Source organism: Sphingobium bisphenolivorans (assembly GCF_000412635.1).
Taxonomy (GTDB): Bacteria; Pseudomonadota; Alphaproteobacteria; order Sphingomonadales; family Sphingomonadaceae; genus Sphingobium; species Sphingobium bisphenolivorans.
In genome coordinates this window covers 51600-64702 of the sequence record NZ_ASTG01000024.1, presented here as the reverse complement: position 1 = coordinate 64702, position 13103 = coordinate 51600, and the positions used below count along the sequence as shown (strand labels likewise).

General features: G+C 63.3%; 9 protein-coding genes. 3 read left to right on the top strand and 6 right to left on the bottom strand.

What is annotated here, in order from left to right; genetic code table 11:
- Window positions 1-8: 8 nt before the first annotated feature.
- On the top strand, window positions 9-1442 hold the full coding sequence (locus tag L858_RS0116015; RefSeq protein ID WP_022684161.1) for a DUF4118 domain-containing protein: 1434 nt from the start codon (window positions 9-11) through the stop codon (window positions 1440-1442).
- Window positions 1439-2116, top strand: a complete 678-nt coding sequence (locus tag L858_RS0116010; protein WP_022684160.1) for a response regulator transcription factor — start codon at window positions 1439-1441, stop codon at window positions 2114-2116. The genes L858_RS0116015 and L858_RS0116010 overlap by 4 nt, the downstream gene beginning before the upstream one ends.
- Before the next feature lie 455 nt (window positions 2117-2571).
- Here the strand turns inward: L858_RS0116010 and L858_RS0116005 are convergent, their stop codons facing one another.
- The 5 genes from L858_RS0116005 to L858_RS0115985 form a co-directional block, all read right to left on the bottom strand.
- Window positions 2572-5376, bottom strand: coding sequence for a TonB-dependent receptor (locus L858_RS0116005; protein WP_022684159.1), 2805 nt, complete (start codon window positions 5374-5376; stop codon window positions 2572-2574).
- 256 nt (window positions 5377-5632) lie between these two features.
- Window positions 5633-7060 (bottom strand): glycoside hydrolase family 43 protein, encoded by a 1428-nt coding sequence (locus L858_RS0116000; protein ID WP_022684158.1) that lies wholly within the window; start codon window positions 7058-7060, stop codon window positions 5633-5635.
- 22 nt (window positions 7061-7082) lie between these two features.
- Window positions 7083-8114, bottom strand: coding sequence for an arabinan endo-1,5-alpha-L-arabinosidase (locus L858_RS0115995; protein ID WP_022684157.1), 1032 nt, complete (start codon window positions 8112-8114; stop codon window positions 7083-7085).
- Window positions 8115-8218: 104 nt separating this feature from the next.
- Window positions 8219-9781, bottom strand: a complete 1563-nt coding sequence (locus L858_RS0115990) for an alpha-N-arabinofuranosidase (RefSeq protein WP_022684156.1) — start codon at window positions 9779-9781, stop codon at window positions 8219-8221.
- A 19-nt stretch (window positions 9782-9800) separates the two neighbouring features.
- Complete coding sequence (locus L858_RS0115985) at window positions 9801-10727, bottom strand: Gfo/Idh/MocA family protein (RefSeq protein ID WP_022684155.1); 927 nt, start codon at window positions 10725-10727, stop codon at window positions 9801-9803.
- Between the two features lie 210 nt (window positions 10728-10937).
- On the opposite strand from L858_RS0115985, the gene L858_RS0115980 reads away from it, so the two are divergent.
- The gene (locus L858_RS0115980) at window positions 10938-11702 is read left to right on the top strand and encodes a FadR/GntR family transcriptional regulator (protein WP_022684154.1); all 765 of its coding nucleotides are present in this window, start codon (window positions 10938-10940) and stop codon (window positions 11700-11702) included.
- 71 nt (window positions 11703-11773) lie between these two features.
- Here the strand turns inward: L858_RS0115980 and L858_RS0115975 are convergent, their stop codons facing one another.
- Window positions 11774-13078, bottom strand: coding sequence for a sugar MFS transporter (locus tag L858_RS0115975; protein ID WP_022684153.1), 1305 nt, complete (start codon window positions 13076-13078; stop codon window positions 11774-11776).
- Between the last annotated feature and the right edge of the window lie 25 nt (window positions 13079-13103).

Genomic DNA, 13103 nt, shown 5'->3' with positions numbered 1-13103 from the left:
GGCGCTTCGTGCAACGCTTTGCCACCACTTGTGTCATCGGCCTGCTGGCCGTTTCAGGCATCGCCTGGCTTACATCCGCCTATCTGCCAGTGCTGGGCTTTGCATCCGCCGCGCTGCTGTATCTGCTGCCGGTGCTGTACGCCGCCACAAGGGGAGGGGTGGGACCGGGGCTGATCGTCGCGCTGGTGGGGGCGGGCTCCTATAATTTCTTCCTGCTGCCGCCGCGCTATACCTTTCGCATCCACGGCATCGACAATCTGGTTAGCGTGTTCGTGCTGGTCGCGGTCGCGCTGGTGACTAGCCGCCTCGCCACGCGCCTGATGGCGCGCGAAGCGGAAGCGCTGGAACGGGCGCGGTGCAGTGGAGAGCTTGCCGAACTTTCCGCTATTCTCGCCAGCCATCCATCCGCGGCCCCGCTTCAGGCGGGCATTGATTGGGTGGCCGCGCGACATGGCGATCTCCGCCTTTTGGCCGAGGGAGCCTTGCCTGAACGCGATGCGGCCTTTTCGCCGCTCGACCTTTCCGCCTTGGCATGGGCATTCCATAACGGCGACGCAACCGGGCATGGAACAGCCGTGATGCCGGCTGCCGACTGGACCTTCATGCCCCTCGCTCCGAAAAACCCGAAGGAGGGTCATGTGGCTGCGATCGCGCGACCATTCGATGGCAGGCTGCGAGAACAGGCGGAGATCGAACATCTTCGACAGCTGTGCATCCTGCTGGGCCAGAGTGGCGATCGCCATGCACTGGAAACCGAACGACGGGAGCGTGAACGGCTTGAAGAGGCGGATCGACTGCGCCGCGCGTTCCTCGCCTCGCTGGCACACGACTTCCGAACGCCCCTTACCGTTATTACTGGACGCCTTGCCATACTGGCGCAGAACCATCCCGACGCGCGTGACGCGCTAGGTGCCGCGCAGCGCCTTGACAGGATGATGACCGATCTTATCGGAGCCGCGCGGATCGAGGCTGGTTCGCTCGCTCCCGCAATGGAAAGTGTGGACCTGGTCGACGCCGTCAGTTCTGCTGTGAACGCACTAATGGTTCCGCAATGGATTGCTGTCGAACGAGACATTCCGGCTGATCTGCCTTTCGTGACAGGAGACCCGCTATTGCTGCATCACGTGATCACCAACCTGCTGGACAATGCGCTCAAACACGCGCGCAGTTGCGTGACGCTCTTGGCGCGCGCTACGGAAGATGTCGTGCTGTTCAGTGTCGTTGATGATGGGCCGGGCATTCCCTTTGACGACCGAACACGCGTCTTTGAACGCTTCATCCGGCTTGAGGGCGGCGACCGGGAGGACGGCAGCGGGCTGGGCCTTGCCATAGTCAAGGGATTTACCGATGCAATGGGGATGACGGTGTCCGTCAATTCCACGCTCGATGGCGGAACCTCTCTTGCCGTGACCATGCCACTAGCCGGCAGGGAGGCGATGTGAGCCGCATCCTTTGCATCGATGATGAACCAGCAATTCTGCGCCTGCTTGGCGTGGTGCTCGCGCACGATGGACATGAGGCCGTCTGTGGCGCAAATGGCCGTGCTGCCATGGCCGCAATTACCCAAGGCGGGATCGATGCGGTTCTGCTTGATCTTGGCCTGCCCGATCGAGATGGGCTGGAACTGATTACCGCCATTCGGACCGTGTCGTCCGTTCCGATCATCGTCGTCTCCGCGCGTGACGACGTGGCCGAAAAAGTAGCCGCCCTGGATCTTGGCGCGATCGACTATGTCACCAAGCCTTTTGATGGGGACGAGTTGCGCGCTCGGCTGCGCGTGGCGCTGCGGCTCGGGAAGGGAACGGCAACTGGGCCAGAGTTGTGCCATGGCCCGATCCGGATGGTTCCGGAGCGCCACGAAGTCGAAGTACGCGACAGCCCGGTTTCCTTGACGCCCAAGGAGTATGCGTTGCTGCAAGCATTGGTCGAGGCAGGTGGGCGGGTGCTTACTCATGCTTCCTTGCTTGAGCGCGTCTGGGGCAAGGCGCACCGTGACGACGTCGAATATCTTCGCGTCGCCGTGCGCGCGCTGCGTCTGAAGATCGAGGCTGATCCGTCGCAGCCCGTTCTGATCCGGAACGAGCCGGGAATTGGTTATCGCCTCGCCCAGGCGTGATGGAACGGGTTGGAGTTGCAGGCCTGCGCCAACACTTGGCTACGCCGCTAGCGCCCATTTTACGGCGTTACTTGTTACGGATACCGAACGACATAATGTGGCCGCGCATGCTGCCGCTAAGCTCTTCCGCAAAATGGAAGGAGAGGGGTCTGGGTCAGTTGGTCAAGCGGGCATTGGGCGCGTTCCATCATCGCCGGCATATACGCCAGCGGCTTTAACAGATCAGGCAGGAACGATGCGCGTCCGGCGCGGGTGCGTTTGACGTCGTTATCTAGGAAGCAGGCAAGCTGCAAAGCGGCGCCCGACCGGCTGTGCGGAGCGGCTCGTCTCCGCGTCATCGGCCTGATGACAGAGCCTCTAAAAGGGACGGCGGTCGTCCCGGGACCGGAGAAACGTCCCGAAACGACCGCCGCGGGATTTGGACGCGGCGGGGAGGCACCGCGCCCATCGGGCACTCAGTCGAACTTGAAGCGGACACCCAGGGCAAAGGTGCGGGCGAGCAATGTGGTGCCTAAGTTGAACTGCTCGGGACCGCCGACATCCTCGAATTTATAGTAGGTCTGCTGCTTCGCCTTGGTGAGGTTCACCGCGTCGAAGGTCACACCGATCTTGTCGTTGACGTTCCAGGTGAGCTGGAAGTCCAGGCTCTTTTCCGGGCTGCGCCAGATGCCGATCGGGTTGGCGAACAGGCGGGCTTCGTTCTGGCGAAGAAACTCCTTGCGCCAGATATAGGACAGACGCGCGCCGATCGGGCCGTTGTCATAGGCGAGCGTCGCATTGTAGCTGAGATCCGACACCCCGAAGAAGGAAGAGCTTGCCTGGCCGACGATGTTTCCGGCCGAATCCGAGAGCGGGATATTCTGCTTCGAATCCAGCACCGTCACGCTGCCCACGAAACCCAGACCCTTGAGCGGACCGGGCAGATAGCGTGGGAAGTAGGTCAGACCCAGTTCCAGTCCCTTGAGCACGCCATTGGAAGCATTGACCGGGCGGGTGATCGCGAAGTTGTTCGTCGCACCCGCAACGATGCCGTTGTTCGGGATGGTCTCCATGACAGTGAGCGGCACGACCAATCCGTCGATCTCGCGGCGGAAACCGGTAAGGGTGATCGCGCTTTCACGGTCGAAATACCATTCGAGGGCAACGTCGAAATTCTTCGAATGGGTCGGCTTCAGCGACGCGGTGCCGGCTGTGCCGCTGCCATAGCCCACATTGGTGAGATCGCCGGTCAGGTTGTAGTTGGGGTTGATGTCGGTGAAGTTCGGCCGACGCAGCGTCTCGCCATAATTGAAGCGCAGGCGCAGATTGTCGAAAATCTCATAGCGTGCCGTGAAGCTGGGCAGCCAGCGGCTCGACCCAGATGATACACTGGTCCGCGCGCCGCCATTCAGTCGGTCGAAGAAATTATAGTCCGTATCGACCGTGACGTAGCGCACCCCCGCCTGCAATTTCAGCGGCCGGCCGAAGATGGACAGCTCGCCATCAGCCTGAACATAAGCGGCGATGGTGTTTTCATCGATGTCGAACACCTTTTGCAGCGACAGCTGGTCGGACGTCCTCAGCCCGTAGAGGCCACGCACCATGTCGGCATTGTCGTGCAGCCAATAGCCGCTGGCGAGCGTCCAGCTATCGGGTACATCGGCGCGGCCTTGATAAAAGTCCGAGTTGGTGAAGGCAGCATCCTGGCCCAGGCCGGCGAGCGTCGTGCTGACCAGCGGCGCACCGGCATCCTGCGTCCGCAGGGAGCTTGAGGCCTTGCGCTGGTCGATGCGGATGCCGGCCTTGATCTGGCGCAGGAAGCCGTCGTCCCATGTGTAGTAGCCGTCAAGCGTGCCCGTGATGGCGCTGCCCTTGTCTTCGTTGGCGTTGTCGTACAACTGCGCCACGTTCCAGACGCTGGGGTCGGTCAGCAGCGAATCATCGTCGAAATGATAGGAGGGGATGCCACCGCCGGCGTTGAAGTCGGTGCTGATCGCGCCCGCCACCCGATCCGTGCGCATGGCGATGAAGGACGTTTTCACTTTGCTGGTCTGATAGGCGATGTCACCGACGATCTTGCCGCGATCGCCCAAATCCCACTTGCCGTTCAGCGCATAGACGAAGCTGTCAGTCTTGGTCGTGCCGAAATCGCCGCTGTTGAAGCCATAGACATCGGCCACATCGCTGCGGGTTCTGACGATGTTGGTGCCGTCATAGAGAGTGACTGGCCCCGGGTTGCCCCACCAATCGACGAAGCTGAACTGCAGGCTGTTGAAGGTCTGGCCCCGGAACCCGGCATAGAAGACTTCGGCGGTATAGACCGAACTGCTGTTGGGCGCCCACTGCAGCGCGACGTTGAAGGAGGGGCGCTCCCGCTTGCCGTAGAGGTCCGAGCTGAACACGGCGTCGCGCGACAGATAATAAGGAACGTTGATGCCATTGATGGCGAGCGTCGATCCGGCAGCGGTAGGAAGGCCGCGGTCAAGGCCCGGCTGCCAATTCACATTGCCCGCACCAGGAAAGATGCGCTCAAGTGGAGCGAAGCCCGATCCTGCCGGTGGATTTTCTGTAGCGAAGGGAACGAGCGCGCCGGCCGTCACAGTCTGGTCCCGGTACTTGGTGCGCGTGTAGCTGCCGTTCACCAGGATGCCGATGTCGCCGATCCCGGTTTCCCAGCGGTCGCTAACGAGCAGCGCGACGTTGGGGTTGTAGCTTTCCGCCTGTTCATTGTAGATGCCACGGACGAGCCCGGACACGGCAAAGCCGTCAAAGTCGAACGGACGCCGCGTGTTGACGTTGATCTGGCCGGCAAGACCGGTTTCGATCTGGTCCGCCGAGCGGGTCTTGTAGACGTCGACCTGCTTCACGAGGTTGGCGGAAATGTCCTGAAGCGCGAAGGCCTGGTCATCGGCGGTGAAGATGTTCCGGCCATTGAGCGTGGTCAGCGCGTCCGGCAGGCCGCGTATATAGATCGCCCCGGCTTCACCGCCTGCGCGGTCGCTGACCTGAACGCCGGTGATGCGCTGCAAGGCTTCGATGACGTTGTTGTCGGGCAATTTGCCGACATCTTCCGCCACGATCGAGTCCACGATCTGGGTCGATTCCTTGCGGACGTTCAGCGCGCCGACGATGGAGGCGCGCACACCGGTGACGACGATCTCCTCGCCTTCAGCAGGCGCGCTGGCCTGCGCGGCGGGCATTGTTGCGGTCTGGGCGTGGGCGCTCGCGGTGATGAGGGCGAGCAGGGACGCGGACGTGAGAACGAGAGGCTTGGCAGCCATGGATAAACCCTCTCCTGGAAACGTGTCGTGAGCACTGGAAATACTCTGACTAATTATTTCTCTGAGTAATTCCGCGCAAGGGGGATTCTATATGGCTGTCCGATAAAAAATTTCGCGCCGTTGCAAATATGTCTCATTTCCCAACGGCCGCACTTTTCTGCCCATTTTGCACATGATTTCTCCTTCAATGAAAAAGAGCCGGTCGCGAATGCGCCGGCTCTTTCATGCGATGAATTGTCTGAGTTTGCGTTGCCGATCAATCGGCTAGCCAGCGCGCCGCAGCACTGCGGCTATTTGCAAGGCCAATCCGTCCATCCACAGCCGCCAGTGCCTTGCCGCGCACGCCGATGGGCGCGAAGCGGACATGGCGGGAACCCGAATCGGTGAAGCGCACAAACTGGCTGCGCATTGCGAAGTCGCCGCTGTGATCGTCCTTTGCCAGCGTTACCGTCCCGTCCTTCGCGGCGACCAGATAATGGTCCGGCAGCAGAATGGGGGAAAGCATGACGCTGCGTGATCCGGCACGCCCGGAGGACTGACGGAATTGGGTCGCTGCGAGGGATGGGTTCCCAGCCACGAGGCGGGTGCCCTCATGCGCGAGCAGCAGCTTGGGATTGGCGGCGGAGGCGAAGCGTTCCGGCATGGCGCCATTGCCGACGGGAACGCCAAAGTCGGGCGTGCCGTCGGCCTTGTAATAGAGCCGCTGGACGCGGGTGTGACGGTCGGGGTTGAACAGCGGGTCACCCTTGATCGCCTCATAATCGCGCCCGTGATAGACCAGAATGTCGCGGCCCTGTTCGTCCATGGTGAAGCTGTTGTGGCCGGGGCCATAGACGCTGGTTTCCCGGCAGGTCGTGAAGACCGGCTGCTGCGACTTGGTCCAGGCGTTCGCGTCCATGATGTCCGCATTTTCATCCGCAGTCATCAGGCCCAGGCAGTAGCGCGCATCAGTGGCGCTGGCCGAATAGGTCATGAACAGGCGCCCATTGCGGTGAAGCACGGCCGGCGCTTCGGCCACCTTATAGCCGCGCACTTCCCAGTCGAGTGTGGGAATGGTGAGGCGGGTGGCCTTGGCGGCGAGGGTTAGCGGCGACGCCATGGGCGCAATGTAGAGGTTGGAGTTCGTATCGATTCCCGGCTCCCGCTGCGCCCAGGCGAAATAGCGCTGGCCGCGGTGGACGAAGCTGGTGGAATCGAGGTTGAAGCTGTCCCAGGGAGCCTGGAACTGGCCCAGCACCTTCCATTTGCCGGTCATCGGATCGGGACCGTCGCAGACGATCGCATAGGTGCGGATGCGGAACACATCCTCTCCGCCGCCGCTGGGGCCAGCGGCGAAATACATGATCCAGCGGCCCTCGATCTGGTGGAGCTCGGGCGCCCAGATGAAGCCCGACATGGGACCGCTCTTTTCATGGCGCCAAAGGACCGCCTCTTCCGCCGTCGCCAATCCGGCGAGGGTCTTAGAACGGCGCAGGACCAGCCGGTCATATTCGGGCACCGAGCCAGTGAGGTAATAATAACCATCCTCATGGCGGAAGACTTGCGCGTCGGCCCGCTGGCGGACGAGCGGGTTGATCGGGGTTGGGGCGGGCTGCGCGGGGGCGGCTGCGCGGGCCAGCATCGGCGTGGCGGACAGGGCGGCCGTGCTGGCGATGAAGGCGCGGCGGGACAGGGGGAGGGTCATATTTTCTACTCCGGTGCGTTCATCAATATTCTGCGACGGGCCAGCCATCGGCGCCCCAACGCACAGGCGCGATCCGCAGGGTCGGGGCGCCGTTCTGCTGCTTGTCATAAGCGTGGTAGACGACATAATCCTTGCCGTCCCGGTCGTGCAGCCAGCCCGCATGTCCCGGGCCACGCCAGCGCTGCTGCTCCTGAAGGTCGGCGCGCAGGAAGATGGTGCCGCCGCCGTTCATCATCGAGCTCCCATCCTTGCCAAGATAGGGGCCGGTGATCGCCTTCGAGCGGCCAATGACGGTATAGTAAGTGCTGTTCACGCCCTTGCAGCAATAATCATAGGACGCCATCAGCCAATAATAGCCGCCATGGTCGATGATGAAGGGCGCCTCGATTGGAGCAGGCCCGCCAACGGGCGCGGGGCGGCGGGCGATCGAATAGGGCTTGTCGGGATGGAGCGGCTTGCCTGTCTTCCTGTCCAGCTCGAACAGCTTGATGCCGGTCCAGAAGCTGCCGAGCGTCAGCCAGTGGCGGCCCTCGCGATCGATGACGAAGTTGGGATCGATAGCGTTATAGTCGCTGGTCCGGGTCGACATTACCACCAGCCCTTCGTCGCGCCAGCCATAGCCCGGTGCCTTGGGGTCGAGCGTCGCGCTGGTGGCGAGGCCGATCGCGGAGCGGTTGGAGCCGAAGGTCGAAACGGAATAATAGAGGCGGTGGCGGCCATCCACATAGCTGATGTCGGGCGCCCACATGCCCTCGCCGCCGGGGATCGCATTGGTGGCCCAGGCGGGGAGCGCCGTGAAGACGGGATCGCCGGCGGTCCAGTGGATCAGGTCCTTCGAGCTGCGCGTCTCGATCAGCCGCTTGCCGTGGCCGGTGCTGAAGACATGATAGCTGTCGCCTTCGCGGATGATTACAGGATCGTGCGTGGGGGTGAGATCGCCGGTGAGACGGCTGTTGAGAGTAGCGTCCGGAGGCGGCGCTTGCTGTGCGCAGGCGGTCCCCGCCACCGCGAGAAGGGCAATGCTCGTGAAATGGGTGATGATCTGCCGCGCCATGCGGGCACTCTCCATACCGTGATAGCAGCGTGCTCCTGCGCAGGAACACGGAGCAGCCAAAATAGGACGGAGCGGACGGCGTTTCCCGCCCGCTCCCGATCGCTTTATTGCAGTTCCAGCACCACGACCGACTTCGGCGGCAGGGCGACGGTCAGCGTGCCGCCGTTCACCTGCGCGCCGTTGAAGGCCGCCGGCTTCACCACCTCGGGCGCGTCGAAGCTGTTGTGCGCGTTGATCGCCGGTGCCGTCAGGATGCGGCCAGAGACAGTCGCGGCGGTGAGGCCGTCCAGCTTCACCGTGACCGTGTTGGCCTGATTGGGGTCCAGGTTCGACAGGCCGACATGGACCTTGCTGTCCTTGCCCCTCACCGCCGAGCCGCTGACCGCCGGCATGGCGAACTGGTCCTTGTGATACCAGGGCGTCGTAATATCGATCGGCAGCACCGTCGCGTCCTGCCAGGGCTTGTACATTTCGAAGACGTGATAGGTGGGGGTGAGCACCATCTTCTTGCCTTCGGTCAGGATCATCGCCTGCAGCACATTCACCATCTGCGCTATGGCGGTCATGCGCACGCGGTCGGCATGCTTGGCGAAGATGTCGAGATGGATCGACGCGATCAGCGCGTCGCGCAGCGTGTTCTGCTGGCGGAGGAAGCCGGGATGCGTGCCGGGGTCCTGCGCATACCAGGCGCCCCATTCGTCCACCGCCAGGAAGACGCGCTTTTGCGGATCATATTTGTCCATGATCGCGCTGTGCTTGGTGATCAGCTCGTCCATCTTGCGCGCGCCGGCCAGCGCATCGGCCCAGCCGGTTTCGTCGAAATCGACCGCGGGCGCGCGCGGCGGCCAGCCCCCGGCGGGGTGGACATAGTAATGGAGTGAGAGGCCATCGAGCCGGTCGCCCGCCACCCGCATCATCGTCTCGGTCCAGTTATAATCATCGACATTGGCGCCGGCCGCGACCTTCAGGATCTTGGTGCCGGCCGGAGCCTTGACGAAGGTGGCATAGCGGCGCGTCTCGTCCGCCGCGAATTCGGGGCGCATATTGCCGCCGCAGCCCCACAGTTCATTCCCGACCCCGAAATAGGGGACGGCCCACGGCTCCTTATGCCCGTTCTTCGCGCGCAGATCGGCCAGGCTGCCCGCAGGCGCGGTCATATATTCGACCCACTCCGCCATCTCCTGCGGCGTGCCGTTGCCGACATTGCCCGCTATATAGGCTTCGGCGCCCACCTGCCGGAGTAGTTCGAAAAACTCGTGGGTGCCAACGCTATTGGGCTCCGTCACGCCGCCCCAATGGGTGTTGACCTTCACCGGCCGGTTCTTCCTGGGGCCGATCCCCTCGCGCCAATGATATTCGTCGGCAAAACAGCCGCCCGGCCAGCGGATGACGGGCACGGACAGGTGGCGCAGCGCTGCCACCACATCGTTGCGGAAGCCGTTGGTGTTCGGGATCGACCGGTCGTTGCCTACCCACAGGCCGCCATAGATGCCGTTGCCCAGATGCTCGGCAAATTGCGTGAAGATGCGCCGGTCGTAGGTCGCGCCGGGCTTGTCGGCATGGATGGTCGCGGTCGTCGGCTTGCCGTCGGTCTGCGCCTGCGCACCGGTAAGCGCGGTGGCGCAGAGCAGAAGCGCGGCAGTCGTGCGGCGCAAGGCCTTGATCATTCGTCTCTCTCCTTGGAAATCAGTCGTAAAAGGCGTCGGTGGTTTCGCGCCTACCTCGCAGGAAAGCGTCGGCGACGAGCCTTAAGGGCGCTGTGTCCACATCGCTCCGCCCGCTGCGGATCAGCGTCGCAAAGCGGCTGTAGAGGCCCGCATATTCGATATCCTCGCCATGCTCGGTGCCGCTCGGCAGCGACAGCACCGCGCCGCCTTGGCTGAGCTTCAGCGTGCCGGCGTCGGTTTCGACCAGAATGTCCCAGCTTTGTGGGCCGGTTTGCCGCCAGTCGAGGTCCATGTGGATCGCCGCGGCTGCCGTGTCGCGGAACTGGAGGTCGGCGGCGATGGGGGCGGCCCGGTTTTCCGGCAACACCAGCGTCGCGTCCTTGAGGAAGAAGGGGCGCGGCAGGATATGAGTGACGATCGAGAGCGCATTGATGCCGGGATCGAACACGCCAAGGCCGCCGGGTTCCCAGATCCAGGCCTGCCCCGGATGCCAGACGCGGACATCCTCCCGCCAGATGATCGAAACCCGACCGATCTTGCGTTCCGCCAGCCAGGCGCGGGCGGGCGCGACTCCGGCGGCGAAGCGCGAGTGCCAGGCGGCGAAGAGGCTGACACCGACCTTGCCCGCCTGCGCCTCGAGCGCGGCGACTTCGGCCAGGGTGGCGCCGGGCGGTTTTTCCAGAAACAGGTGGATGCCGCGGGCCAGCGCCTGAGACGCCAGTTCGTACCGGACTTGCGGTGGCGTGCAGAGCGCGACCGCGTCGACCGCCGGTCCTTCGGCCAGCAGCGCGTCAAGGCTGGCATGGTGCGGCACGCCGGGAAGCCCGGCATCCTGCGGGCTGACCGTCGCGGCAAGGCTGAAAGCGCCATTGCCCCGAATGGCGGGGACATGCTGGTCACGCGCGATCTTGCCGATGCCGACGATGGCAATGCGAATCGGGTCCATCGGTCAGGAGGCCGCCCTGCAGTGCTGCAACGTTCGCGATGTCATGGAAGCTACTCCTCCGCTTGCGCCTAGCGCGCCCTCACTCCGCTCCGGACGGAGCAAACCGGCGTGAATCTCTATTTACTCCGACATATTATAGGGAAGCGATGTTGGCAATGATTGTATTTTCTCCTGTCTTGTGTCTCAAATGGGCGGTACGGGAGGCGAGTAATGGAAAAGCAATCGGCGCTTGAGAGCGGACCCGACATTGAAAATGGGCAGTTTGCCAGGGCTGCTCGGGGGCCGGGTCGACGCCTGCACGGCGCGATCGCGCACAAGCTGGGCACTGCTATCTTGTCCGGCCAATACGCGCCGGGCGACACCCTGTCGGGCGAGGTCGCTTTCGCCGAGGAACTGGAAGTGTCGCGCAGCGCCTATCGGGAAGCTATTCAGGTCCTGACCGCGAAGGGGCTCGTGGAAAGCAGGCCCAAGGCAGGTACGCGGGTCCTGCCCCGTCACCGCTGGAACCTGCTCGATCCCGAGGTGCTGGCATGGGCCTTCACCGGAGAACCGGACACGCAGTTCGTGCGCGACCTGTTCGAACTGCGCGCTATCGTCGAGCCGGCCGCGGCGCGTCTGGCGGCTGAAAGGCGTGACAAGAATGATCTCAAGCGCATGAAGGATGCGCTGACCGCGATGCGGCGGCACACGCTGGCTACGGAAGCCGGGCGCGCTGCCGACCGGGATTTCCACAGCGCGATCCTGTCCGCCACGCGCAACGACGCGCTGCTGGTGCTGACGGCGAGCATCGGCGCGGCGGTCAACTGGACGACACAATATAAGCAGCGTGCCCGTGCGCTGCCGCGCAATCCGATTCCCGACCATGTACGGGTGTTCGACGCCATCGCGGCGGGTGATGCGGCGGGCGCGGCGGAGGCGATGCGCGCGCTGGTCGATCTGGCGCTGGAGGATACGGCCAGTTCAATGACCCGCTGAGGATCGCCGCAATAGAAAAAGGGCCGGCGCGCTATGTCCGCGCCGGCCTTTTCTTGTTTCTGATTCGCCGCTCAGCCGAGATGCTGATCGGGCAGCGCATGGGTGGGACGGGAACCCCACAAAGCGTAGAACAGGATGTAGAGTTCACACAGCGCGGTCAGAAGGAAGCTGTTCTGCAGGCCGAAATTATCGGCCAGCCATCCCTGCACCACCACCAGCGCGCCGCCGGCGATCGCCATGATCAGCAGGCCGGAGCCTTCCTCCGTGAGCGGGCCAAGCCCCTTGATGCCGAGGGTGAAGATGGTCGGGAACATGATCGAGTGGAACAGGCCGACCAGAATCAGCGACCACATGGCAACCTCGCCATGCGCCATTACAGTAATCATCATGACGATGAAGGCGCCGATCGAGAAGGCGGCGAGCACCTTGCCCGCGTCGAAGCGCTGCATGATGGCGGAGCCGGCGAAGCGGCCGACCATCATGCCTCCCCATAGGAAGCTCAAATAGCGGCCCGCCTGTTCATGGGTGAGGTTGGCGATCTCAGGCTGGCTCACGAAGTTCACGAACAGGTTCGCGACGCCGATCTCCGCGATCAGATAGATGAAGATGGCGGGGATGCCGAACACCAGGTTGCGATGCGCCCAGAGCGAGTGCTTCTTGCGCTCTTCCTTGGCCAGCCGCGCGGTCGAGCTTCCCATGTCGGGGAGTGGAAAGCGGGCGATGATGATCGCCAGCACGACCAGCACGGCGGCGACGAGGCCGTAGGGCAGGATGACGGACTGCGCGTCCGCCAGTCGCTCCGCTTGCGTCAGGACAATCTCGCCCTGAGCCGTGCCGCCCTTGGACCGCCCAAGGATCAGATAGGCGCCGAACATCGGTGCGAGCATGGTGCCGGCCGAATTCATCGCCTGCACCAGATTGAGGCGCGAAGAGGCCGTTTCCGGCTTGCCGACAACCGCGACATAGGGATTGGCCGCGACCTGAAGCAGGGTGATGCCGCTGGCGATCACGAACAGCATCCCCAGCGTCACGCCGTAGGAGGGGATACTGGCCGCCAGCATCATGCCCAGAGCGCCCGCCGCCATGATCAGCAGGCCGATCACCAGCGATTTCTGGTAGCCCACGCGCTCGATCAGCTTGGCCGACGGAATCGACGCCACGAAATAGGCGATGAACCAGACCGACTCGATCAGCGTTGTCTGGGTGTAGCTGAGTTCGAACACGCTGCGCAGGTGCGGCAGCAGCGTGTTGTTGATGACGGTGATGAAGCCCCACATGAAAAAGAGGCTGGCGAGCAGCGTAAGGGCAGGGCCGTAGCGCGCTCCGGGATTATAGGCCGCCGACGGTGCGGCAGTAGAGGAAACGGGTCCTGCCATTCATCCTTCTCCAGAAGAGTCGAGC

Excerpts from the sequence above, each read along its gene's own strand:
- L858_RS0116005 (WP_022684159.1), bottom strand. The coding sequence starts at position 5,376 with ATGGCTGCCAAGCCTCTCGTTCTCACGTCCGCGTCCCTGCTCGCCCTC.
- L858_RS0116000 (WP_022684158.1), bottom strand. The coding sequence starts at position 7,060 with ATGACCCTCCCCCTGTCCCGCCGCGCCTTCATCGCCAGCACGGCCGCC.
- L858_RS0115995 (WP_022684157.1), bottom strand. The coding sequence starts at position 8,114 with ATGGCGCGGCAGATCATCACCCATTTCACGAGCATTGCCCTTCTCGCG.
- L858_RS0115990 (WP_022684156.1), bottom strand. The coding sequence starts at position 9,781 with ATGATCAAGGCCTTGCGCCGCACGACTGCCGCGCTTCTGCTCTGCGCC.
- L858_RS0115985 (WP_022684155.1), bottom strand. The coding sequence starts at position 10,727 with ATGGACCCGATTCGCATTGCCATCGTCGGCATCGGCAAGATCGCGCGT.
- L858_RS0115980 (WP_022684154.1), top strand. The coding sequence starts at position 10,938 with ATGGAAAAGCAATCGGCGCTTGAGAGCGGACCCGACATTGAAAATGGG.
- L858_RS0115975 (WP_022684153.1), bottom strand. The coding sequence starts at position 13,078 with ATGGCAGGACCCGTTTCCTCTACTGCCGCACCGTCGGCGGCCTATAAT.